Origin of the sequence: Psychromonas sp. MB-3u-54, assembly GCF_002836415.1 — a bacterium.
Taxonomy (GTDB): Bacteria; Pseudomonadota; Gammaproteobacteria; order Enterobacterales; family Psychromonadaceae; genus Psychromonas.
In genome coordinates, this window is sequence record NZ_PJBP01000086.1 from 53,282 (window position 1) to 77,604 (window position 24,323).

The 24,323-nt window shown below is 42.3% G+C and carries 18 protein-coding genes; 17 read left to right on the top strand and 1 reads right to left on the bottom strand.

The window, feature by feature from the left end; genetic code table 11:
* Positions 1-16 precede the first annotated feature (16 nt).
* The 10 genes from rseP to tilS all read left to right on the top strand — a co-directional run bounded on the left by rseP (position 17) and on the right by tilS (position 13,854).
* Positions 17-1,414, top strand: coding sequence for a sigma E protease regulator RseP (gene rseP / locus CXF72_RS01665; RefSeq protein WP_101036366.1), 1,398 nt, complete (start codon positions 17-19; stop codon positions 1,412-1,414).
* A gap of 202 nt (positions 1,415-1,616) precedes the next feature.
* A complete protein-coding gene (bamA, locus tag CXF72_RS01670; RefSeq protein WP_101036367.1) occupies positions 1,617-4,025 on the top strand; it encodes an outer membrane protein assembly factor BamA in 2,409 nt (802 codons plus the stop codon).
* 76 nt (positions 4,026-4,101) lie between these two features.
* On the top strand, positions 4,102-4,614 hold the full coding sequence (locus tag CXF72_RS01675; protein ID WP_101036369.1) for an OmpH family outer membrane protein: 513 nt from the start codon (positions 4,102-4,104) through the stop codon (positions 4,612-4,614).
* 10 nt (positions 4,615-4,624) lie between these two features.
* The gene (lpxD, locus tag CXF72_RS01680) at positions 4,625-5,647 is read left to right on the top strand and encodes a UDP-3-O-(3-hydroxymyristoyl)glucosamine N-acyltransferase (protein ID WP_101036371.1); all 1,023 of its coding nucleotides are present in this window, start codon (positions 4,625-4,627) and stop codon (positions 5,645-5,647) included.
* 13 nt (positions 5,648-5,660) lie between these two features.
* Complete coding sequence (gene fabZ / locus CXF72_RS01685; RefSeq protein WP_101036372.1) at positions 5,661-6,113, top strand: 3-hydroxyacyl-ACP dehydratase FabZ; 453 nt, start codon at positions 5,661-5,663, stop codon at positions 6,111-6,113.
* Entirely contained in the window at positions 6,113-6,901 is a 789-nt protein-coding gene (lpxA, locus tag CXF72_RS01690) for an acyl-ACP--UDP-N-acetylglucosamine O-acyltransferase (protein ID WP_101036374.1), read from the top strand. The genes fabZ and lpxA overlap by 1 nt, the downstream gene beginning before the upstream one ends.
* A 71-nt stretch (positions 6,902-6,972) precedes the next feature.
* On the top strand, positions 6,973-8,115 hold the full coding sequence (lpxB, locus tag CXF72_RS01695) for a lipid-A-disaccharide synthase (RefSeq protein ID WP_101036376.1): 1,143 nt from the start codon (positions 6,973-6,975) through the stop codon (positions 8,113-8,115).
* A 17-nt stretch (positions 8,116-8,132) separates the two neighbouring features.
* Complete coding sequence (rnhB, locus tag CXF72_RS01700; RefSeq protein ID WP_101036377.1) at positions 8,133-8,747, top strand: ribonuclease HII; 615 nt, start codon at positions 8,133-8,135, stop codon at positions 8,745-8,747.
* A 187-nt stretch (positions 8,748-8,934) separates the two neighbouring features.
* On the top strand, positions 8,935-12,456 hold the full coding sequence (dnaE, locus tag CXF72_RS01705; RefSeq protein WP_101036379.1) for a DNA polymerase III subunit alpha: 3,522 nt from the start codon (positions 8,935-8,937) through the stop codon (positions 12,454-12,456).
* 24 nt (positions 12,457-12,480) lie between these two features.
* The gene (gene tilS / locus CXF72_RS01710) at positions 12,481-13,854 is read left to right on the top strand and encodes a tRNA lysidine(34) synthetase TilS (RefSeq protein ID WP_101036380.1); all 1,374 of its coding nucleotides are present in this window, start codon (positions 12,481-12,483) and stop codon (positions 13,852-13,854) included.
* Between the two features lie 79 nt (positions 13,855-13,933).
* Here tilS and tesA read toward each other — a convergent pair whose 3' ends face one another.
* Positions 13,934-14,542, bottom strand: a complete 609-nt coding sequence (gene tesA / locus CXF72_RS01715; RefSeq protein WP_101036382.1) for a multifunctional acyl-CoA thioesterase I/protease I/lysophospholipase L1 — start codon at positions 14,540-14,542, stop codon at positions 13,934-13,936.
* Here tesA and CXF72_RS01720 point away from each other — a divergent pair.
* The 7 genes from CXF72_RS01720 to CXF72_RS01750 all read left to right on the top strand — a co-directional run bounded on the left by CXF72_RS01720 (position 14,541) and on the right by CXF72_RS01750 (position 24,251).
* Positions 14,541-15,215 (top strand): ABC transporter ATP-binding protein, encoded by a 675-nt coding sequence (locus tag CXF72_RS01720; protein ID WP_101036384.1) that lies wholly within the window; start codon positions 14,541-14,543, stop codon positions 15,213-15,215. The genes tesA and CXF72_RS01720 overlap by 2 nt on opposite strands.
* The gene (locus CXF72_RS01725) at positions 15,215-17,647 is read left to right on the top strand and encodes an ABC transporter permease (protein WP_101036386.1); all 2,433 of its coding nucleotides are present in this window, start codon (positions 15,215-15,217) and stop codon (positions 17,645-17,647) included. The genes CXF72_RS01720 and CXF72_RS01725 overlap by 1 nt, the downstream gene beginning before the upstream one ends.
* A 239-nt stretch (positions 17,648-17,886) precedes the next feature.
* The gene (locus tag CXF72_RS01730) at positions 17,887-19,851 is read left to right on the top strand and encodes a monovalent cation:proton antiporter family protein (protein WP_101036388.1); all 1,965 of its coding nucleotides are present in this window, start codon (positions 17,887-17,889) and stop codon (positions 19,849-19,851) included.
* A gap of 183 nt (positions 19,852-20,034) precedes the next feature.
* Positions 20,035-21,294 carry an esterase FrsA gene (gene frsA / locus CXF72_RS01735; protein WP_101036390.1) on the top strand — a complete coding sequence of 420 codons (1,260 nt, stop codon included), beginning with the start codon at positions 20,035-20,037 and terminating at the stop codon, positions 21,292-21,294.
* Positions 21,295-21,337: 43 nt separating this feature from the next.
* Positions 21,338-21,730 carry a sigma factor-binding protein Crl gene (gene crl, locus CXF72_RS01740; protein ID WP_101036392.1) on the top strand — a complete coding sequence of 131 codons (393 nt, stop codon included), beginning with the start codon at positions 21,338-21,340 and terminating at the stop codon, positions 21,728-21,730.
* A gap of 131 nt (positions 21,731-21,861) precedes the next feature.
* Entirely contained in the window at positions 21,862-22,971 is a 1,110-nt protein-coding gene (proB, locus tag CXF72_RS01745; protein WP_198552466.1) for a glutamate 5-kinase, read from the top strand.
* A gap of 32 nt (positions 22,972-23,003) precedes the next feature.
* Positions 23,004-24,251, top strand: coding sequence for a glutamate-5-semialdehyde dehydrogenase (locus tag CXF72_RS01750; protein WP_101036395.1), 1,248 nt, complete (start codon positions 23,004-23,006; stop codon positions 24,249-24,251).
* The last annotated feature ends 72 nt before the right edge of the window (positions 24,252-24,323 follow it).

Genomic DNA, 24,323 nt, shown 5'->3' on the forward strand with positions numbered 1-24,323 from the left:
TTAAACGGGATTATTTATGCTGAGTAGTTTGTGGAACTTAGGCGCATTTATCGTCGCATTAAGCATTCTGGTGGCTGTTCATGAATTTGGACATTTTTGGGTGGCAAGAAAATGCGGCGTGAAAGTTCACCGTTTTTCTATTGGCTTTGGTAAAGTTTTATTTAAATGGTTTGATAAACAGGGAACCGAATTTGCTGTTGCAGCGATCCCTCTCGGTGGTTATGTTAAAATGCTCGATGGCCGAATCGACAAATTAAGTGCTGGGGATGAAGCATTTGCCTTTGATCAAAAAACCGTTTGGCAGCGCATTGCAATTGTTTCTGCAGGACCTGTTGCTAATTTTATATTAGCCGTTATTGCCTTCTTTTTTATGTATATGATCGGCGTGAACAGCGCTAAACCTATCGTTGAAACAACAGAGTTCAACAGCCCCATGAGTGTTTTACAAGACGAAAAGCACTTTCAAGTGGTTGCTATCAACAACCAAGCGGTTGAAGATTGGGATTCATTGAACTTAGCATTGGTTAATCAAATTGGTGAAAATCAGTTTAATATCACTATTCAGCCGCTAAAAGACAGCCATCAGCCACTAAAAAATAACAATGCTGGACTCTCCAGTGAACCTACAAAAAGTTTCACTGTCTCATTGCAGGATTGGCAATTTGATCCCAAAACAGAGTCAATTATTAGCAGCTTAGGTTTTATTCCCTATCGGCCTGCGATCTATTTAGAGGTTGGGCAACTGACTAAAGGCGGGGCAGCAGACAAGGCCGGTTTACGAATCGGTGATAAGTTATTAAGCATTGATGGTGAGAAATTAAACAATTGGCAGCAATTTGTCGCGCTTATCCAAAAAAATGCACAGCAAACGCTGCAACTTGAAATCGAAAGAGGCACAATAACACAAACAGTTAAGCTGACACCGGCAGCAAGAAAGCTTGAATCTGAACTTATTCAAGGGCATATTGGCGTTTCCCCTGCAATGGAGACTTACCCGGAAGAATACCGGGTTAAACTGCAATTTGGGCCATTAGCCGCACTGGATCGCGCCATTGAACAAACCGGGGTGCTTACAAAGTTAACTTTTAATACCATAGTAAAGCTGGTCACTGGCGATATTTCAGTTAAAAATCTCAGTGGACCGGTCGCAATTGCTAAAGGCGCCGGTATGAGTGCAAATTATGGTATTGAATATTTTTTAGGATTTTTAGCCTTAATTAGTGTCAACTTGGGATTAATGAATTTAATTCCTCTGCCGGTATTAGATGGCGGGCACCTGTTATACTATTTTTTCGAAGTTGTGACGGGAAAAGCGGTTCCAGAAAGGGTGCAAGAGATAGGATTTAGAATAGGTGGCGCTATTTTAATAACCCTGATGCTGATTGCTATACTGAATGATTTTGATTTATTATAGAACCTTCGGAACCATCGTTTAACTCATGATGGTATTGAAACTTAGGTCATTAGTTTATAAACGCCACATCTTTTATATTTGGTTACCTATTCCAGTTGTTTAAGGTTTTACTTAAGTCTCATGCTGGCGGTTTCCTCAAAAATGATGTGCTTAGTAAGTACAAAAAACACCCTATAAGTGTTGTAAAGGATTAGCTAATAAAATGATTAAGAAATTTTTACTTACTGGTGCATTGGTAATCGGCAGTTGTATTTCGGGATTTTCCTTTGCGGAAAAATTTACCGTTTCTGATTTGCAGTTTGAAGGTCTGCAGCGCGTGACTTTAGGTGCTGCGTTGCTCAGTTTGCCTATTCGGGAAGGTGATGCCGTTGACGATTATGCATTAGGAAAAGCGTTAAAACAGCTTTATGCCAGCAGTTACTTTGAGTCTATTGAGTTACTCAGAGAGGGGGATGTTTTAATATTCAAAGTAAAAGAACGCCCGACCATTAGTAATGTAGAACTCTCCGGAAACAAAAAGCTCACTGAAGAACAAATCTTTGATTCGCTTAAATCATCAGCGCTGAAAGTGGGTGAATCTCTGGATCGTACCACTCTCTCGGGAATTGAAAAAAGTCTTGAAGATTTTTATCATAGTGTAGGTAAATACAGTGCCAAAGTTGAGGCCGTGGTGACGTCATTGCCACGTAATCGTGTCTCGATTAAATTTAGATTTAAAGAAGGCCGCACGGCAAAAATTGAGCAGATAAATATTGTCGGCAACAATGCTTTTACGGATCAAGATTTATTAAAACGCCTGACCCTAGGTGATTCCGGCGGTTGGTGGGACTTCTTTGCTGATGATGCCTACCAAAAACAGAAATTGGCGGGTGACCTTGAAGTTATCAAAAGTTATTATTTAGACCGTGGTTATATTCGTTTTGCTATTGATGAGTCACAGGTAGCATTAACGCCCGATAAAAAAGGGGTTTACGTTACGGTTAATATTAATGAAGGGAAAATATACAGCGTTTCTGATGTTAATTTTATCGGCAATCTGCTCGGTTATGATGATGATATTGCCTCACTTGTCCCTTTTAAGCGCGGTGATATTTATGCGGCTTCCGAGGTCATATTTACAGAGCAAAGTATTCGCAAGTACTTTGGCCGTTTAGGCTATGCCTATCCGCAAATCACCACTTATCCTGAAGTTAATGATGCGACCAACAGTGTTGTTATCAATTTTTCTGTGGATCCAGGATCGCGCGGTTATGTACGGCACATCAATATCTCCGGCAATACGACAAGCAAAGATGTGGTTATACGCCGCGAGATGCGCCAAATGGAAGGCGGTTGGTTATCAAGCGAAAATATTGAAACCTCAAAATCGCGCTTAAATCGGCTCGGATTTTTCTCCAAAATTGATATTAATACGGAAAGAATAAGTGATGATTTAGTTGATTTAAACCTTAACGTCGAAGAACAGGCTTCCGGTTCATTTAATGCAGGTATCGGCTATGGTACTGAGTCCGGAATGAGTTTAACTGCAGGGATACAGCAGAATAACTTTTTAGGCTCGGGTGATAAAGTTGGCTTTGAAGTAAAAACCAACCAATATAATCTCAGTGCAAATGTTAACTATACAACGCCTTATCTGACTAAAGATGGCGTCAGTGCCGGTGGTCGTCTTTTTTATGATAAATTTGAAGCGGGCGACGCAAATATTGTTGATTATACCAATACAACCTACGGGGTGCGTTTAAATAGCGGTTTTCCGGTGAATGAAACAAACCGTTTAGGGTTTAGTGTCGGTTGGGAAAATAACGGTATTTCACAATTAAATTCCTATGATCAATTTAAGACATTTTGGGATATTTATAAACCCTATCTAGAGTCCGATAACTCAGCAACATTTCAGAACTTTGATATCTCGGCTAATTGGACAAGAAATAATTTAGATAAAGGGCAGTTAGCGACTCAGGGGACTAAGCATTCTCTGTCGAGTAAAATAACGGTTCCGGGTTCTGATTTACAGTATTTTAAAATTAATTTTAATATTAGTCATTATCAGCGCATTACCGAGTCGGGAGATTGGACGACTTTAGTCAGAGCCTCGGGAGGATACGGAAACGGTTATGGACAACTTGAAGGTAATGATCAGATTTTACCTTTCTTTGAAAATTATTATGTTGGCGGCTACCGGACCCTGCGTGGTTTTGCGAGTAATACCGTCGGTCCTCGTTCTCTATATGTCAACAATGGCAATGTATCATTAACCGATAATGCAGTGGGTGGTAACGCTAAGTATACCCTGAGTGGCGAAGTGATTTTCCCTGTCCCCTTTTTAGATGAGGCTTATGCAAGGCAGGCGCGCACCAGCTTATTTGTTGACGCGGGCGAGACTTGGGACACCGAATTTAATTATGATGATTATAGTCAGCTCGGTTGTGTCTCTAATTGTGCTTATTTTGCCGATTATTCTAAACCCGGCAGGATTCGCGTCTCGGCAGGTACTCAAATCACTTGGGTATCGCCAATGGGACCGTTAATATTCACGCTGGCATGGCCTTTAATCGAATATGAGGGCGATCAGACTGAAATGTTCTCATTTAATATCGGCGAAACTTTCTAAGCATTTATTTATACTAATTCCACTGACTAAGTGGCGTGATTTTTTCAATAATTTTCAATTATCAAGGAGCTAAAAGATGAAAGCGTTTTTTAAAATAGTTACATTAGCCGCAACACTGGTTTTCGTTCCCTACACGAACGCGGCACAGGCAGTACAAAAAATTGCCGTAGTATACCCGTCAAAAATCATGCAGGAATCTCCGCAACGTAACAAGATTATTAAAAAATTAGAAAATGAGTTCAAGGGCCGTTATCAAGCTCTGCAGCTGTTAGAAAATGAAATTAAGAAATTAGAAAAAACACTTCAGCGTGATGCCGAATTATTAGGTAAAGGTAAAGTGACCGCGATGAAACGTCAGGTTGAGGTTAAAGTATCTGAGTACAAATTAAAACGTAAAGCATTTGAAGAGGATAACCGTCGTCGTCAAGGTGAAGAGCAGCAAAAAGCATTAATTGTACTGCGTGACGTTATCAATAATATTGCAGCGCAAGACGATTACGATATTATTCTTAATGGCGAGCAAATTGTTTTTTCTAAAACCACACTTGATATATCTGATCGCGTTATTAAAGAAATTAGCAAAAAATAGGTTATCAAGTATGGAGTACAATTTAGGGCAATTAGCAAAACAACTTAATGCACAACTGGTCGGTGATGCTGATCTCAAAATATATCGACTTGCAACTTTTGAAAAAGCCGGGCAGGGTGATATTACTTTTGTCTCGGATAAAAACTTATTGACCAGATTAGATGAATGCAACGCGAGTGCGATTGTATTGCCGAATTTTTTTAAACAAGGCTATCAAGGCAATGCGCTGTTTATGGAAACCCCCTATGTGGGTTATGCATTATTAGCCAGGATTTTTGATACGACGCCAAATCCGCAACCTGCTATTGCCGTTTCAGCACAGATTCATAAAGATGCAATAATAGGTCATAATGTGACTATTGCGCATAATGTGGTGATTGAAGAAGGGGTGGTGATTGGTGATAATTGTCAAATTATGGACAATGTTGTCGTTGGGCAGTACAGCACTCTGGGAGAGAAAACCAGAATTTACCCTAATGCCACTCTTTATCATCAAACTGAGTTGGGTAAGCGCTGTATTATTCATGCGAATGCGGTTATCGGATCCGATGGTTTTGGCAATGCGCCATATCAGGGGACTTGGATTAAAATTCCGCAAATAGGCAAAGTCATTATTGGTGATGATGTTGAAATCGGGGCTTCAACAACGATTGATCGTGGCGGGCTATCGGATACGCTGATTGGAGATGGCGTCAAAATTGACAATCAATGTCAAATTGCCCATAACGTTTCCATTGGCGCACATACTGCAATAGCAGGTGGATCAAACATTGCGGGCAGTACCAAGGTAGGCTCGAACTGTATTATAGGCGGATCCGTTGCCATGAATGGCCATATAACCATTGCAGATAACGTCGTGGTTACGGGTGACAGCATGGTAATGCGCAGTATTACAGAACCGGGTATTTATTCGTCCGGCGTACCAGCACAAAAAAACAAAGCATGGCGTAAAACAACCGCTTATACATTAAAGATTGATGATCTATTTAAACGTGTGAAAGCACTTGAAAAACAACTAAAAGATAATACTTAAGGAATAAAAAATCGTGACCAACGAATTAAATTCACTAGACATCAAAGAGATCATGGATCTTTTACCGCATCGTTACCCTTTTTTACTGGTCGATCGCGTGCTTGACTATGTACCTGGGAAAAGGCTGCATGGTATTAAAAATATCTCTTTTAATGAGCCCCAATTTACCGGGCACTTTCCGGGAACACCTATTTATCCCGGTGTAATGATCCTTGAATCATTAGCACAAGCAACCGGTGTACTGGCCTTTGCAACCTACGGAAAACCCGCTGTAAATGAACTGTATTTTCTGGCATCAATGGATAAAGTGCGCTTTAGAAGACCCGTTGTACCCGGTGATGTTTTAGATCTTGAAGTCATCTACCTTAAGGATCGCCGTGGCATGGGTAAATTTGAATGTGTCGCAAAAGTGGATGGACAAGTCGCCTGCGAAGCGATGATCATGTGTGCAAGAAGAGAGATTTAATGACTAAAAAAATAGCAATGATTCATCCAACGGCGATTGTGCATGAAAATGCCATCATTGGAAAGGATGTCGAAATTGGACCTTATACAATTATTGGTGATCGTGTTGAAATTGGTGATAATTGCTGGATAGCACCACATGTTGTTATCAAAGGTCCGACCAAAATGGGTAAAGGCAATAAAATTTACCAGTTTGCTTCAATCGGAGAAGATTGCCAGGATCTGAAATATAACGGTGAAGAAACTTTCCTGGAGATTGGTGACAATAATGTTTTTCGTGAAAGTTGTACTATTCACCGCGGAACGGCTCAGGATCAGGGCACGACGCGGATCGGTAATCATAATTTACTGATGGCTTATGTGCATGTAGCGCATGATTGTGTACTGGGTGATAATATTATTTTATCAAATAATGCCACCTTAGCCGGTCATACTAAGATCGCGAATAATGTCATTATAGGCGGTCTTTCTGCCCTGCATCAATTTACCCGTGTTGGTGAGTTTGCCATGATTGGCGGCTGCTCTGCGGTCAACAAAGACATTCCGCCGTACTTTATGGCGACGGGAAATTATGTGGAAGCGCAGGGTGTTAACTCGGTCGGGTTAAAACGCAGTGGTTTTGACAGTAAAGCTATTATGGAAATAAAACGCGCTTATAAAATACTTTGCCGCGAAGGTAATACGCTTGCGCAGGCAAAACTTAAAATTGCAGAAAAATTAGCTGGTTGTCCGGAATTACAGGTTTTATACGATTTTATCTGTGAAGACAGTCGCGGCATTGTCCGTTAAGCATTTTGTACTGTGGTTTTATATTTGAAATAGGCTCATTAGAGCCTTTTTTTTTAAGAGCGAATTGAAATATGAATAAACCCTTGAGAATCGGTTTAATTGCCGGAGAAGCTTCAGGTGACATCCTAGGTGAAGGTTTAATTAAAGCATTAAAAATACATTATCCCGATGCTGTTTTCGAAGGGATCGCCGGGCCAAAAATGATTGCTCAGGGCTGTACTGCTTTGCATCCGCTGGAAGCTTTGTCGGTGATGGGATTTGTCGAAGTACTGGGTAAATTAAGCAGTATTTTGCGTATTAGAAAATCTATTATCAAGCATTTTATCGCTAACCCGCCGGATATTTTTATCGGTATTGATGCGCCGGATTTTAACCTGACGGTTGAGCTGAAATTAAAACAGCAATCTATTAAAACGATTCATTATGTCAGTCCTTCTGTCTGGGCCTGGAAACAGTGGCGTATTCATAAAATTGCTAAAGCCACGGATCTGGTCTTAGCTTTTCTGCCCTTTGAAAAAGCGTTCTATGACCGATTTGATGTACCTTGCCGGTTTGTAGGCCATACGCTTGCGGATCAATTACCGCTGCAACCTGAAAAGCAACAAGCACGGCAAGTGCTGGGCCTTCAGGCCGATGCTAAATTACTGGCCATTTTACCCGGCAGCCGAAAAGCCGAGGTTGAAATTTTAGGCCCTATATTTTTACAGTCGGCAGCGTTACTCAGCAGAAAATACCCGGCCTATAAATTTATTGTCCCTATGGTTAATGCGGCGCGTAAAAAACAACTTTTAGCGCTGCAGCAACAATATGCTCCGGATTTGCCTCTGCAGATTTTTGACGGGCAGGCGAGCGCTGTTTTACAATCAGCCGATGCGGTATTACTTGCCTCGGGCACGGCAGCATTAGAAGCAATGCTCGCCAAAGTGCCGATGGTGGTTGCCTATAAAGTGAACCTTCTCACTTATGTTATTGCCAAAGCCTTAGTGAAGGTTAAATACACTTCACTGCCGAACTTAATTGCCGATCAAGAAATTGTAAAAGAGCTCAGTCAATATAATTGTACCGTGGACAATATAGTCGCAGCATTAGAGCCCTTATTAGGCCAGGATAACCATGAAATGATCAATACTTTCATCCAATTGCACAAGTTGATTCGCTGTGATGCCGACCAGCAAGCAGCCCAGGCTGTGGTTGATCTAATAAATAAAAAATAGACCTAATAGAGCGTAATATGAGTAAGTTAAAAATTGATTTCCCTGCGGTTGTATACCCCGATTTCAGCTTGATTGCCGGTGTTGATGAGGTGGGGCGAGGCCCCTTAGTCGGCGACGTGGTGACCGCCTGTGTTATTCTGGATGCCAATAATCCCATATCGGGTTTAGCCGATTCGAAAAAACTCAGTGAAAAGAAACTGGCGCTGTTGTTTGATGAGATTCAGGAAAAAGCCCTGTATGTGGCCGTAGGCCGCGCCTCACCTTTGGAAATAGATGAGCTTAATATTTTGCATGCGACTATGCTGGCGATGCAGCGTGCGGTTGATAATCTAAGCATTCAGCCGGAATTTGTCTTTATTGATGGCAACCGTTGTCCTGAATTGAGCATGCCCTGTGAAAGTGTTGTAAAAGGGGATGCGCGTGTTGCCGAAATAAGTGCGGCATCTATTATTGCTAAGGTCACTCGGGATCGGGAAATGTGTGAATTAGATAAACAATATCCACAATATGGATTTGCTAAGCATAAAGGCTATCCTACCAAAGCGCATTTTGAAGCAATCGAAAAACACGGTGTGACAGCCGAATATCGTAAAAGTTTTAAACCCGTTAAAAAGATATTGGGTTTGTTATAATAGTGCATTTCGCAGCAATCGAAAAACACCTGTATACCGTAAAAATTTTAAACCCGTTTAAAAGATACTGGATTTGTTATAATAGTGCATTGAAGAAAATGGCTATTACAATTGCTAAATTTTTAAGCAGTTAAACACCAGCGGATCTGTTATTCAAATAATAGTAAAGTTATAAAATCGAGATTGTATGTCAGCAGAGCAAAGCACAAGTATTTCAACTAACCAGCCAAAGTTTATTCACTTAAGAGTGCACAGTGATTATTCTATGGTCGATGGTGTCACTAAAATAAAACCCTTAGTAGCGAAAGCCGCCGCATTAAATATGCCGGCATTAGCTATCACCGAACAGACTAATTTTTGCGGTTTGGTTAAGTTTTACGGTGCAGCCCATGACGCCGGTATCAAGCCGATTGTGGGTGCTGATTTTTGGGTGAAAAGTGAACTGCTTGCCGATGAACAGTTTCGTATTACGGCACTGGCAATGGATAATGACGGTTATAAAAATCTGACCGAATTAATCTCTAAAGCTTATTTACGGGGCCATGTTGGAGGCCGTGCTGTGATTGATCTGGCCTGGTTAGCTGAGCATAATCGAGGCATTATTTTACTTTCCGGCGGTAAAGATGGCGATCTGGGTAAAGCATTATTAAAAGGTAACCACGAGCTTGCGGTTGAAATTATTCAGTTTTATCAACAATACTTCGCGCAGCGTTATTACATCGAATTAATACGCACCAATCGCCTTCATGAAGAAACCTATCTGCATTACGCCTTAGATTGGGCTGAAAAATACCAGCTGCCCGTTGTTGCAACCAATGAAGTCGTTTTTGCCGATAAAGCGCTTTACGATGCCCATGAAATTCGGGTTTGTATTAATCAGGGTTATACATTGGGTGATAATCGCCGTCCTAAACAATACAGTGATGAGCAATATCTTCGCAGCCAGGAGGAGATGTGTGAACTTTTTTCAGACATTCCGGAGGCGCTTGAAAACAGTGTTGAAATCGCCAAACGCTGTAATGTGACGCTGCGCTTAGGTGAATATTTTTTACCTGATTTCCCAACGGGTGATATGTCAATAACAGACTATTTTTGTGATGTTTCACGGCAAGGTTTAGAAGACCGTTTAGCCATTTTGTTTGATAAAAATTCGCCTGACTTTGCCGATATTCGCATCCCCTATGATCAACGTTTACAAATTGAATTAGACGTGATTAATACCATGGGGTTTCCCGGGTACTTTCTAATCGTGATGGAATTTATTCAGTGGAGTAAAGATAATAAGATCCCTGTTGGACCCGGACGGGGTTCAGGTGCCGGGTCATTAGTGGCTTATGCACTGAAAATCACTGATCTTGATCCCCTGGAGCTGGAATTACTGTTTGAACGATTCTTAAATCCGGAACGTGTTTCGATGCCCGATTTTGATATCGATTTCTGTATGGACAGGCGTGATGAAGTGATCGATCACGTTGCTGAATTGTACGGGCGAGACGCAGTATCACAGATCATTACCTTTGGCACTATGGCGTCAAAAGCGGTAATACGCGATGTCGGTCGAGTATTAGGGCATCCCTATGGTTTTGTTGATGGGATTTCCAAGCTTATTCCGCCGACACCGGGTATGACCCTCAGCAAAGCATTTGCAGAAGAGCCACGTTTACAGGAACGTTATGACGGCAGTGAAGAGGTACGCGCATTAATTGATATGTGCCGCACCTTAGAGGGGACCATTCGTAATGCCGGTAAACATGCCGGTGGTGTGGTTATTTCGCCAACCACTATTACCGATTTTGCGCCTTTATATTGTGATGAGCTGGGTAATAACCCGGTGACCCAATTTGATAAAAATGATGTTGAAACCGCAGGGTTAGTAAAATTCGACTTTCTGGGCTTACGTACTCTGACCATAGTGCAATGGGCGCTGGATATGGCCAATGCGCATAAAGATGCGCGCGGTGAAGAGCCTATCTTCATTGAAAAAATCTGTCTTACGGAACCCGCCTGTTTTGAGCTGTTAAAACGTTATGAAACCACTGCGGTATTTCAGTTAGAGTCGCGCGGCATGAAGGATCTGATCCGCCGCCTGCAGCCCGACAGTTTCGAGGACATGATAGCCTTAGTGGCACTGTTTCGTCCGGGCCCCTTGCAGTCGGGCATGGTAGATAACTTTATTGAACGTAAGCATGGTCGGGAGGCGGTTTCTTTCCCCGATGAAAAATGGCAGCATGAATCCTTAGAAGAAATTTTATCCCCGACCTACGGCATTATTCTCTACCAAGAACAGGTTATGCAGATTGCGCAGGTGTTATCGGGTTACACGCTTGGCGGGGCAGACATGCTGCGCCGTGCGATGGGTAAGAAAAAACCTGAAGAGATGGCCAAGCAGCGTGAAACCTTTGAGCAGGGTGCAATTGATAATGGGATTGATGGCGAACTCGCTATGAAAATCTTTGATTTAGTTGAAAAATTTGCGGGTTATGGTTTTAATAAATCGCATTCTGCGGCCTACGCGCTGGTATCCTATCAAACGCTGTGGATGAAAACCTTTTACCCTTCCTATTTTATGGCCGCTGTTATGTCGGCAGATATGGATAATACCGAAAAAATCGTTACCTTAGTGGCGGAATGTCAGAGTATGGGACTGGATCTCGGTCCCCCGGATGTAAACGAAGGTTTATTCAAGTTTAATGTCGATCCTGATCTGCGTATTATCTACGGTATCGGCGCGGTTAAAGGCGTTGGAGAAGGCCCCGTTGATGCGATTATCGAAGCGCGGACAGCGGGCGGTAAATTTATCGATCTGTTTGATTTTTGTAATAGAATTGATCTTAAACGCTGCAATAAACGCATTTTAGAAAAACTGATTTTGGCGGGCGCCCTCGATAAACTCGGTCCGCACCGTGCCGCTTTGATGGAAACGCTACCGAATGCCCTGAAGTCTGCACTGCAGCATAAAAAAGCGGAATCCTTTGGGCAAAGTGATCTTTTTGGTGTTCTAACCACGGACAGTGAAGAGATTGCAGATAAATTTTCCTCGGTAGATAAATGGCCGGAGAAACAATGGTTAGCGGGTGAAAAGGAAACCCTGGGTTTATATCTGACGGGTCACCCCATTAATCAATATGAAACAGATATCCGTGCTTTTCATTGTCTAAAACTCGCTAACCTGGTGGCTAACCGCCGCGGTCAAAATAGCCGTGTTGCGGGTCTGATTCTAAGTATGCGCATTATGGTGACGAAAGCGGGTAAACGTATGGGCATTATTACCTTAGATGATAAAAGTGCACGTATGGAGATCACCGTCTTTGCCGATCTGCTGGATCAGTATGAAGATCTTCTGCTCGCTGATAATGTGATTGTTCTGCAGGGGCAGGTTAGTGAAGATTATTTTAACGGGGGCTTAAAAATGAACGCCCGTGAAGTGATGAGTATTGAGCAGGCGCGTGAACGTTTTGCTTCAAAACTGCGTTTAAAAGTCAATAGCGCTAATATTGATGCTGATTTTCAACGGCTGTTAAAGGAGGCATTACTGCCTGCCAAAGGCGGCTTATGTCCTGTGTATCTTGAATATACTAATACGTCGGCCCAAACCGAGCTGGTATTGGCACGACAATGGTCGATCACCCCGAGTGATGATCTTTTATTTTCATTATCCAGATTGCTTGGGCCTGAAAATGTGACTTTGCATTTTGATCATGTTAACTAGATCATGTTAACTAAGGAATCAAAAATGAATAAAGCTGATTTATTTACTGCATTTCAGGCGCAATTAAACTTAATCCTTGCCCCGCAAGTAAACCGCGATCACAATTTCCATATCGCGCTCAGCGGAGGATTGGACTCAGTAGTGCTATTGCATCTATTTTCACGACTGCGCGCATTTGATAAAAAATCTTTTCTTTGTGCCCATCATATAAACCATGGTTTAAGTGATAATGCAGCGGATTGGCAACTGTTTTGCGAAAATCTATGTGCTTCATTAGGCATTGATTTTTGTTGCTCGACGGTGATTTTAGAGAAAAAAAATCGTATTAGTCTGGAAGCGCTGGCAAGGGAAAAGCGTTATGCTTGTTTAACGGGTAACCTCTCAGATAATAGCTATTTAATCACCGCACATCATCAGGATGATCAACTGGAAACTGTTCTGCTTGCCTTGAAAAGAGGGTCGGGCAGTACCGGTTTACAGGGCATTCAAAAAAGGCAAAAACTGGATAAAGGTTATTTAATTCGGCCTTTATTAAACTTTTCGCGTCAGCAGTTAGAAGGCTATGCACAACTTTTTCAGTTGGAATGGATCGAGGATGAAAGTAATCAGGATCAGGCTTTTGACCGTAACTTCATTCGCCATGCGATTACGCCCTTATTAAAAGAACGCTGGCCGGGCATGGGTAAAGCCGTTGCACGCAGCGCTAATATTTGTCAGGAACAGCAGCAGCTTTTAGATGAAATTGCCTCGGCAGATTTTAATCTTCTGGTTGAATTTTCACTCAATCAACAAGTCTTACCCATTGCAGACTTAGCGGCACTCAGCATTGGAAGGCGTAATAATCTATTACGCTTTTGGTTTAAAAAAAACCAGCTAGACTATCCATCGGCAAAACAATTACAGGCACTTTGGGGCGATGTCGCGTTAGCCACTATTGACGCACAACCGGTGCTGCAATTTAAAGGTCACTCGGTTCGCCGCTATCGTCACCATCTTTATCTTGTTAATGATAATAAGCTCGCCGCCCGCATTGCTGAGAAGATTTTGTGGCAGGGGCAGGATAAAATTGTTTTACTCGAGGGATTAGTTGAATTGTCCTTTAGTGTTGAGAAAGACAATAAGGCCGCTAAAAATTTACTTAACTTGGGTGATAATGCAAAAGTTGAAATCTGTTTCCGTTCCCAACTACCTGCCAATGTAACCTGCCAGCCCTTGGGGAGAACAGGTTCCCGCAGTATCAAAAAACTCCTGCACGAATACCATATTGCACCCTGGTTACGCGATTTAGTGCCTTTTATTCTGCTCGATGGTGAGCTTAAAATGGCGGTTGGCTTATGGTCTTGCCAGTCTGAAAAAACAGCCGGCAAACCCCGTTATTTAAGTGTTTCTTTTATTTAAACTGACAACAGATAGCAGATAGCTGACAGCTGACAGCTGACAGCTTATGGCTTATGGTTTATGGCTTATGGCTTATGGCTTATCTGTTCCGCAAATAAGGTGCCAGTTGTTTAGCCATATATTGTGCTATCCAGGGTTGAGCTTCCGCTGTCGGGTGTAGACCGTCATTCATCATCCATTGTGGCTTGACTATCACCTCTTCCAGAAAAAACGGGATTAAGGGCGTATTGTATTTTTCACTTAATTGTGGGTAAAGTGAACTAAATGCTTGGCTGTAACGTTTACCATAGTTAGGTGGAACTTGGATTTGCATTAAGATGGGTGAGCCATTTTGAGCTTTAATTAAGTTAATTATCTGCTTAATATTCCCCATCACCAATGCGGGGGGAAAACCACGTAAGCCATCATTTGCACCCAGTTCAATTAAGACAGATGTGGGTTTATGTAACGACAATAATTCAGGCAAGCGGGCTAAGGCATTATTGGTTGTATCGCCGGAAATACTTGCATTAACAACCGTCGTTGATTTATCCAGTGTCTGCAGTTCTGCACTTAACAAAGAAGGCCAACTCTGCTCGATGGACATATTATAACCGGCACTTAAACTGTCACCCAGTATGAGCAGTGTTTGACCATTGGCTGCTGCGCAAAAAAGCAGAGCAACATAAAAGGAAAATATTTTCGTCATGTCATTATCCATTATAAAAGCAATATCAGTGAGTAAATCCGTCATTTCTAATGAAACCGAATTATCTATTCTAAAAGATATCACATTTGACGTGGTTGCGGGTGAGACGGTCGCCATTGTTGGTACCTCCGGAGCGGGTAAATCAACCTTAATGGCCTTGTTGGCGGGACTCGACATTGTCAGCTCAGGTGAAATTGAATTACTGGGTCAGCCTTTATCGCAGTTGAATGATGAACAACGCGCTCAAATTCGCAGCGAATCAATCGGTTTTGTTTTCCAGAGTTTTTTGTTGATTCCATCTTTATCCGCAGTCGAGAATGTGACCTTACCAGCTATTTTACGCGGGGAAGGGGAAGATATAGAGAAAGCTAAGCAGCTACTCGCTTCCGTCGGACTGACTGGACGTGAAACGCATCTGCCTGCACAGTTATCCGGTGGCGAGCAGCAACGAGTGGCATTAGCAAGGGCATTTATGACCCAGCCAAAAATCCTGTTTGCCGATGAGCCAACGGGTAATTTAGATGAGCACACGGCAGAAAATATTATTGAACTTTTATTTGAAATGAATCGTGATCATGGCACGACGTTAGTCTTAATAACCCATGATACCAATTTAGCTAAACGCTGCGATCGTACTCTCTCTATTCACGCCGGCCAGCTGCAGGAGGTCTAATGGACAAGCATAAAATGGCTTCAGGGCGGAAGATGGTAATACGTTGGAGTTGGCGTGAGATCTGGCAAGGGCAACTGTGGCCGGTGATGGCCGCGCTTACCTTGATTATTGCCTGTGTTGTGGCGCTGTCTGCATTAGCGATTCGCGTTGAAAAGGTGATGACAGATCATGGCCGTTCGATGATTGCAGCCGATCTGGTTTTCTCTTCCGCGAATCCGACACCGGAATTAATATTGACTGAGGCTGAGCAACTCGGTTTAACAAAGTCAGAACAAATCCGTTTTCAAACCATGGCATTTAGCGACAGCAGTATGCAGTTGGTGAGCGTTAAAGCGGTGCAAAGCAGCTACCCGCTGCGCGGTGAATTAATTTTAATCGGCTCGAATGCCGTGTCGAAAGGATCCTTGCAACCCGGGGAGTTATGGATTGCTGAACGCTTGTTTTCTTTATTAGGGATTAAAATTGGTGACCAGCTTGCTATTGGTGATTTAACCTTAAAGGTCTCCGGGAAAATAGCGTCGGAGCCTGAACTGACTTATAACCCTTTTCGGACTATGCCGAGTGTGTTTATCCATCAAGCGGATCTGGGTAAAACGGGGGCGGTACAATTAGGCAGTCGCGTACAATACCGGACTTTTTTTAAGGGCGATGACAGTACACTTAAGCTGCTGCAGAAAGTTCACCCGCTACAAACGGGTGAACGTTGGATAAGTGAAGGGAATCAGGGGCGAACAGCCGATTTAATCATAAAAGCGAAACAATACCTGTCGCTGACTATTTTGATGGTGATCCTAATGGCAGCGGTCACCTTAGTACTTACCTGCCAGCATTATGCCGATAGCCGGACTAATACGGTGGCGATGTTAAAAAGTATGGGGGCCGGTAGACGCTGGTTGCGTCAATGGTTATTAAGCCAAGTCGGTTTGATGTTTGTAGCGGCTATTGTTTTAGGTTCACTGATTGGTCTGGGACTGGAGGCACTGCTGCGTTTACCTTTGGCGGGTATTTTACCGGATCAATTGCCGGGTTATGGTTGGCAGCCTTTTGTTTTTGGCAGTGCGGTGGCGTTGCTCATTGGTTTGCCTGCATTGGGAATACCGCTAATAAGGTTATTGGATACATCGGCCATTGCGGTGTTGCAGGCTCAGACTGTAAAACCCTCTAAAAAAGGGTTATGGTTAATTGCTGCGCCTGCTATTGCATTTTTACTGATTTATGGTGCTAATACCTTAGTCTGGATGGTCTTTGGCGGATTAATAGCGCTCTTTGTGGTGCTTGCTAGCGCCAGTTATGTGTTATTGCATCTTCTCAGTAAAGCCAAGTGGGGACCGGCTATGTCCCTTGCCTTAAGCCGCATTAAACGTTCTGCCAAAAGCAGTATGATGCAGCTGGCCGCATTGTCGGGATCGCTTATGCTGGTGGCGGTGATTTGGCTGGTAAGAACGGATTTGTTGAGTGATTGGCAGGAGACCTTACCGGCGGATGCGCCTAATGTATTTGCCATCAATATTGCGCCAACCGAGCAGCAAGCCTACTTAAAACAGTTAGATGATAATCAGATCCAGCGATCATCGGCTTACCCTATTATTCGCGGCCGCCTGACGGAAATTAATGGTGAGAATGCAAAACGATCTGCAGATAATGGCAATGACCATATTAACGCCTTACATCGGGAATTAAATTTTACCTGGGTAACCGAGCTCCCCGATGATAATCCCGTGGTTGCAGGGCAATGGACAGACCAAAAAGGGGTCTCTATCGAGCAAAGCTTAGCGGCAGATTTAGGGATTAAAATTGGAGATAAATTAGGATTTATGGTTAATGGGCAAGCCTTTAGCGTGCCGGTAAATTCAATTCGTGAAGTGGAATGGCAAAGTATGAAGCCAAACTTTTACCTTATTTTTACCCCCGATGTCGTTAAGGAACTGCCCGCTACCTGGTTAGTCAGTTTTCGTATTAACGATCAAAAGCTGCCTTTCCTGAATCAGCTTGGACGCAATTACCCAACGGTCAGTTTATTAGATTTGCGCAGTATGGGCGGCAAACTGCAAACTATTTTAGGGCAAATAACCTGGTCACTAACGGTGCTTGCGGGTGTTGGCGTGCTCAGCGGGTTATTATTGATTTTTACTTTATTACGTTTAAGCTTGAATCAGCGGCAACGTGAAATTACATTATATAGAACATTAGGGGCAAGCAGGAAAAGAATCAGCCAAACCCTGTGGAGTGAATATGGGGTAATGGCCATTGCCGCAGGTTTTGTGGCCGTCGCCGGGGCTGAGTTAATCGTTTTTAGTTTGCTAAAATGGGGGTTTAAGTTAGATCCGAGCTTGCATCCTTTAATGTGGTTTACCTTGCCGTTTTTAGCCCTGTTAGTAGTTTTTGCCAGCCTGATGAGTGTTATTAAGGGCTTGTTAAAACCTTTAAAGTAAAAATTCAACCATTAATAGCAGGCATTGTACTGCTATTAATGCCTTTCAGATGCTAAGCACTGGCATTATATTAAAGTTCTTTTAACTCTAAATAGCACTCACTTTATAAGAAAAAATTATTACCAATAAATTTTTTATAGGAATATGATTAAACTGTTTTATGGCTTGATTGCTTATATTTGACGAATATATTTTAATTTTCTTTAGGTGCGGTATCCATCGGGAGTTAAGGGAAAAAAGTGTTTAATGATCTGTTATTATTACTCTTTTCTGCAATTGTCAGCGTACTTATCTTTAAACGCCTGAGATTGTCGAATATTGTTGCCTACCTCTTTACCGGATTTATTCTGGGTCCCTCGTTGTTTAATCTTCTTCACTCCTATCATGAAATAGAGCTGGTCGCCGAGTTTGGTATCGTTTTTTTAATGTTTTCACTCGGATTAGAGTTTTCACTCAACAAACTGATTAAAATGAGGCGCGCTGTTTTTGGCATTGGGGCACTGCAGGTATGCGCTTCATTTTTTCTGTTCTATTGGTTATGCCGATTATTTGATCTGAGCTGGCAACAGGCATTTACCATTGCCGGGGTTCTAACCATGTCGTCAACCGCCATTATTGTTAAAGTCTTAAGCGATCAACAGAGGTTGGAATCAAGAACCGGTCGATTGGCAATTTCCATTCTTCTTTTTCAGGATCTTGCCGTGATCCCCTTTTTAATTATTATTCCTATTATTGCAATGCCGGGGCTTGAAGGCGAGATTGTGACCGCTTTGTCGCTTGCCTTTGTAAAAGGCGCGTTAGCTGTCGCAGTTATCTTATCCGTCGGGCGCTGGTTACTGCCAAGGTTTTTTGATGAAATGGCGAGTATGCGTTTTGATGAGATTTTTATTCTATCAACGCTGTTTGTCACTATTCTGGCCGCCTGGTTTACCCAATTACTGGGTTTATCCATGGCATTAGGGGCTTTTTTGGCAGGCATGATGCTTGGCGAAAGTCATTATCGCCATCAACTTTTAGCTGATATCAGGCCATTCAAAGATATTTTAATGGCCATTTTTTTTATCTCAATTGGTACACTTTTGCAGTATCAGGTATTACTCGATGATTTTGGCACATTAATGTTAATCGTAATAGGGGTGATGCTGGCGAAAATTTTAACCATCACCTTAGCAGCCGTTATTATGCAAGAAAAATTGACCACCGCACTGGGAACCGGTATTGCTTTAGCACAAATGGGCGAGTTTGGTTTTATATTAGTCGCATTGGCCAGTAAATATAAATTATTAGACGCGCAGTTATCTTCCCTGATTATTGCGACAGGCGTGATTAGCATGACGATTACCCCCTTATTGGTAAAATACAGCCATCATATCTCCCGCGAATTATTACACCATTCAGCCAAAGCTTTTCGTTTTCAAAAAACACTGCCCGGGCAATTTACAAAACATACCATTATTTGTGGTTATGGACGTGTCGGGCAAATTGTTTCACGGTTTTTAAAAAATGAATCACTGCCCTTTATTGTTTTGGACAGGGATCCAATGCGGGTCAAAGAGGCACTGGAGGGGGGGGAACTCATTGAATTTGGCGATGCGAGCCGCCGGGAAATATTGTTACTTGCCGGCATTGAGAAAGCCAATTTATTAATTATTACTTTTGATGACCTGCGCCGTTCAATGGCTTTATTGGGGCTGATTAGGGCGCTAAATCCGAATCTGAAGGTACTGGTGCGCACTAAGGATGATAAGGGTCTGGATCAGTTAAAAGCGGCGGGTGCGACCGAGGTTATCCCCGAAGTGTTAGAGGGCAGTTTGATGTTAGTTGCCCATGTTTTGTTTTTATCCGGCGTGCCAAGTCGGAGAATTTTACAGCGTTTGGAGAGTGAACGTAAAATTAAGTACCAGCATCTGCACGGTTTTTATTACGGACAAAATAGCCAAAGTGAAAAAAATACATGGCATATAGAGCAATTGCATGCGGTAACCCTAATTGCAGGGGCTGAGGTAGTGGGAAGTTGTGTACAGGAATTTCACCTTGCCGGCGTTATGATCAAATCTGTGCATCGGGAAAATGGAGCCGAGGTGATAATTTCAGACAAAGTACTTTTTGAACCGGGAGATCTGGTTTTACTGCAGGGTGATAAAGACAGGTTACAACTTGCTGAGAAAATTTTGCTTGGAAAGTGTTACTATGTCCCTGTTTAAACCCTAATAGTCTTTAAGTGCTTGGGGAATAGCTGCTTAAGCTGGTAAAAATTGTGCCAGCTAAAAAAGCGGGGGCAGAAAGAGTCTCATTGTTACTCTTTTTATTAGCACTCATTTTTAGCAACATTTATCCCTGATTTTACTTTATTCCTAATCTAACGCCATTTTCAATACGAGTGTTCTATGTCTGAAAATTTATCTGAAACGCTGTTTGCACATAAATTTAATGTGCAGGAAACATCAACGCTTATCACCAACACCGCAACGAAAAAAAACCATACACAAAATAATGTCGTTATGGAGGGAGAAGAAAAACCGGGTTGGTATCGTTTATTAAAGTTTATGCTTTGGTCCTGGCAAGGTTTGGACCTTATTGAGTGTTCCGAGGTGCTCGCCCGTATCGCGGTATCAACACATCCGCGCAGTGATTCGGAGGTCTTAGACAGCGTAATAGGTTTTCATTCGGGAAATTGGAGCTATGAGTGGACGCAGAAAGCCATGTTTTATTACAAACAGGGTAAAGCCTATGCTGAGCAGGACGAGACTGAAAAGGCTAAAAAAGCGTATTATTTAGCATCGCAATTTTACAGTGTTGCCAGTTATCCGCACTTAAAAGGGGATGAATTAAGCCTTCAGGCCCAAGCATTAGCATTTAATAATTATCGAGAGTCAGCAAAATATAATAACAACATGATTTTAAAAGAGATTAAAGTGCCATTTCAAGGTAAAGACGTCACTTGTTATTTGCATCTTCCAAATGATGAAACCATTCATCCCGTGGTGATTATTAGCGGTGGACTCGATACCCTGCAGTGTGAATTATTACCTTTTTTTGAAAAGGAGCTTGCCCCGGCAGGTATTGCGATGCTCACCGTCGACCTGCCCGGCATTGGTTTTGCCTCGCATGTTAAACTTGAGCAAAACTCATCCAATTTACATCAAGCCATTTGCCACTTTTTAAAAGGAGTACCTTGGGTGGATCACGATCGTATTGCATTGATGGGCATGCGCTTTGGCGGCAATGTGGCTGCGCGTTTAGCCTTTTTAGAGCCTAACTGTGTTAAATCTGTCGTTTGTGTTGGTGCTGCTGTGGGCAGTATTTTTGACAATTTAGAGAATTTCAAAAAATTACCGCCAATGTTGTTAGATTGTATTGCATCACGTATGCAGATTAATAATTCCAGTGCTGAAATGTTGTATAAGTTTTGTGTGCCACTTTCGCTGATTAAACAGGGGTTGCTGGCACGGAGGCGCATTGAAACCCCTTTATTAAGTATTGGGCACAAAGATGATCTAATTTGTAATGAGCAAGATTTAAAGTTGATTGCCCGTGCAAGTCGTGAAGGAGAATCTCACATTATTGATAAACCTCCCATATTTGCATCATATTTGAAATCTTTAAGTTATTCTGCCGAATGGTTAACAATACATCTGGCTGAGTAGGTATAGAATAGTAAAATATTTATCAAAATAGGAAGATATTTTTATGACTACGGACGTAAAGAAAGCACCATCCCATGGGCGAATCACTAAATTACTCACTGATCTGGGGCCTTATTTTCGTCGCCTGAATTCAACGGAATCATCCTATTTTTTTGATTGTTTAGAAATCTGTGTGGATGATCAAAAAGAGCCGGAAGAAAGAGAATTTTTAGGCTGGTGGATGATTGTGAAAAAATATGAAAATAGTTTTGAATATGAACGCTTTAATGGCCGTTATAACCTGCCGGGAGATTGGGAAGACGTCACTATTCATAAAAAAGATCAGCAACAACTTGATAACTCTTTTGAGCTGTTTTTAGGGCGATTAGAAAAATTACTTGAATTTGAAACTCAGTTGCCATTAAATGCGCGAGAAGTAGTCTGCAACGAAATTTAGCGTGGTAAGATCTGCACTATTGAAAACGCAAATTTACTACCCTAAATTGAATAATGGTATAGTCACAAACAGTAACGAGTCACTTGTTGCTGTTTTTTTGGTTAATGAACTTTTTGATAAACGAAACCAGCATGAAAACCACTAAAAAAACCATTGTAGTCAAATTAGGTACAAGTGTGCTGACCAGCGGCACGACAAAGTTAGATCGCGCTCATATGGTTGAAATTGTACGTCAATGTGCATTATTGCATCATCAGGGGCATCACATTATAGTGGTAACCTCCGGGGCTATTGCTGCTGGTAAAGAGCATTTAGGATTGCATAATATTGAGCCCAGCATAGCCAATAAACAGATGCTTGCCGCGGTTGGGCAGGGGCAATTAGTACGTGAATGGGAAAACCTATTCAAAATATACGGGTTACATGTAGGACAAATGTTATTAACCCGTGCTGATTTAGATGATCGCCTGCGTTTTTTGAATGCGCGAGATACGATAAAAACACTGTTAAAATACCGAATTATTCCCCTCGTTAATGAAAATGATGCGGTCGCTACCAGTGAAATTAAAGTGGGCGATAATGATAATCTGTCGGCCTTAGTGGCTTTATTAGCCGATGCTGATCAGCTTTTATTATTAACCGATCAACTGGGTTTGTTTACCAGTGATCCGCGTAATAACCCCGATGCGCAGCTGATTCCCGAAATCCAAAAAATTACTCAGGAAATTCACGGGCTGGCAAGTGGCAGTATAAGCGGCCTTGGTACGGGGGGCATGGCGACCAAAATTGAATCGGCCATGATTGCCAATCGAGCGGGTATTGAAGTGGTTATAGCCTCGGGTCATAAAAAGGATGTGATTATTAATGCCGTTAATAATCAGTCCGTAGGAACGCGTTTCAGCTCTGAAAATAGCCGTTTAGAAGCGCGTAAAAACTGGATTTTTGCCGCGTCGCGCAGCTGTGGTAAAATTATTGTTGATCCGGGCGCGGAGAAAGCCATTGTACATGCAGGCAGCAGTTTGTTAGCCAAAGGTATTGTCGCAACCACGGAAAATTTTTCGCGCGGTTATGTTGTTAGTATCGTTAATCAGGCCGATCAGGAGTTAGCGCGAGGGGTGGTACGTTATAAAAAAGCCGATATAGAAAAAATAAAAGGGTTACACTCAGAACAAATTGAAGCGGTATTAGGTTTTGAACATGGTAGAGTCATTATACATCGAGATGATTTAGTACTCTTATAACCGATAATTAATCTTTAATTAAGGAAAAATTCATGGATTTACAATCATTAGGTAAATTAGCAAAAGAAGCAAGTTATGAACTTGCAATTACTGGCAGCGAAAAAAAGAATACCGCATTAGAAGCGATTGCTTTAGCGTTAGAGGCTAATCAGGATAAGATTGTTTCTGCCAATAAAGAAGATATTCAAGCGGGTAAAGAAGCCGGATTAACGGAAGCGTTATTAGATCGTTTGTTGCTTGATGAAACGCGTTTAGCCGGCGTTGTTAGTGATGTGCGCAGCGTGATTAAATTAGACGATCCTGTCGGTGAAGAGTTTGATGGCAAACTTCTTGAAAATGGCTTGAAGCTCAGTAAACGTCGCGTGCCTATTGGTGTGATTGGCGTGATTTATGAAGCTCGCCCAAATGTGACTATTGATATCGCGGTGTTGAGTTTAAAAACCGGTAATGCATGTATTTTACGTGGTGGTAAAGAGACTATTCGCTCTAATATAGTCTTAGTAGACGTGATTCAAGCGGCTTTAGAATCTGTTGGTTTACCAAAAACGTCGGTGCAGTATATTAACAACACTGACCGCGCTTTAGTGGGCGAGCTTTTGAAAATGGATGACTACGTGGATATGATTATTCCGCGCGGTAATGCCGGCCTGCAAAAATTCTGTAAAGAAAACAGTAATATCCCCGTGATCGTTGGCGGTATTGGTGTTTGTCATCTGTTTGCTGATAAAAGTGTCGATCAAGAAAAAGCACTGGCTATTGTTGCCAATGCTAAAGTACAAAGACCGACTGTGTGTAATTCACTGGAGACACTTTTAGTACATCAGGATATTGCCGAGGAATTTTTAGCCAAGCTGTATGCTCACCTTGCCCCTATGGGTGTAACGCTGATTGCAGAAGAGAAAGCAAAAGCCATTTTAGGTGACAAAGCAACCCTTGCCGAGCCGGGTGATTTCGATCGCGAATGGTTATGTTTAAATTTAGGCGTTAAAGTGGTCGCCGATTTCCATGAGGCTATTATGCATATTCGCACCCATAGCTCCGGCCATTCCGACGGTATTTTAACCAATGATTTTACCATTGCGAATAAATTTATCAATGTTGTCAATTCTGCTGCAGTGTACATCAATGCCAGCACTCGCTTTACCGATGGCAGCCAATTCGGATTAGGGGCTGAAGTTGCAGTATCAACACAAAAACTGCATGCACGTGGTCCGATGGGATTACAAGAACTGACCACTTACAAGTGGATTGGTATTGGTGAAAACTTAATTCGTCCATAAATAATAGCCGTCAGTTTTCGGCTGTCGGCTTTCAGCTTTCAGCTGTCGGCTGTCGGCTGTCGGCTTTCAGCT

Coding starts and splice junctions, on each gene's coding strand:
- rseP (WP_101036366.1), top strand. CDS start 17: ATGCTGAGTAGTTTGTGGAACTTAGGCGCATTTATCGTCGCATTAAGC.
- bamA (WP_101036367.1), top strand. CDS start 1,617: ATGATTAAGAAATTTTTACTTACTGGTGCATTGGTAATCGGCAGTTGT.
- CXF72_RS01675 (WP_101036369.1), top strand. CDS start 4,102: ATGAAAGCGTTTTTTAAAATAGTTACATTAGCCGCAACACTGGTTTTC.
- lpxD (WP_101036371.1), top strand. CDS start 4,625: ATGGAGTACAATTTAGGGCAATTAGCAAAACAACTTAATGCACAACTG.
- lpxA (WP_101036374.1), top strand. CDS start 6,113: ATGACTAAAAAAATAGCAATGATTCATCCAACGGCGATTGTGCATGAA.
- lpxB (WP_101036376.1), top strand. CDS start 6,973: ATGAATAAACCCTTGAGAATCGGTTTAATTGCCGGAGAAGCTTCAGGT.
- rnhB (WP_101036377.1), top strand. CDS start 8,133: ATGAGTAAGTTAAAAATTGATTTCCCTGCGGTTGTATACCCCGATTTC.
- dnaE (WP_101036379.1), top strand. CDS start 8,935: ATGTCAGCAGAGCAAAGCACAAGTATTTCAACTAACCAGCCAAAGTTT.
- tilS (WP_101036380.1), top strand. CDS start 12,481: ATGAATAAAGCTGATTTATTTACTGCATTTCAGGCGCAATTAAACTTA.
- CXF72_RS01720 (WP_101036384.1), top strand. CDS start 14,541: ATGTCATTATCCATTATAAAAGCAATATCAGTGAGTAAATCCGTCATT.
- tesA (WP_101036382.1), bottom strand. CDS start 14,542: ATGACGAAAATATTTTCCTTTTATGTTGCTCTGCTTTTTTGCGCAGCA.
- CXF72_RS01725 (WP_101036386.1), top strand. CDS start 15,215: ATGGACAAGCATAAAATGGCTTCAGGGCGGAAGATGGTAATACGTTGG.
- frsA (WP_101036390.1), top strand. CDS start 20,035: ATGTCTGAAAATTTATCTGAAACGCTGTTTGCACATAAATTTAATGTG.
- crl (WP_101036392.1), top strand. CDS start 21,338: ATGACTACGGACGTAAAGAAAGCACCATCCCATGGGCGAATCACTAAA.
- proB (WP_198552466.1), top strand. CDS start 21,862: ATGAAAACCACTAAAAAAACCATTGTAGTCAAATTAGGTACAAGTGTG.
- CXF72_RS01750 (WP_101036395.1), top strand. CDS start 23,004: ATGGATTTACAATCATTAGGTAAATTAGCAAAAGAAGCAAGTTATGAA.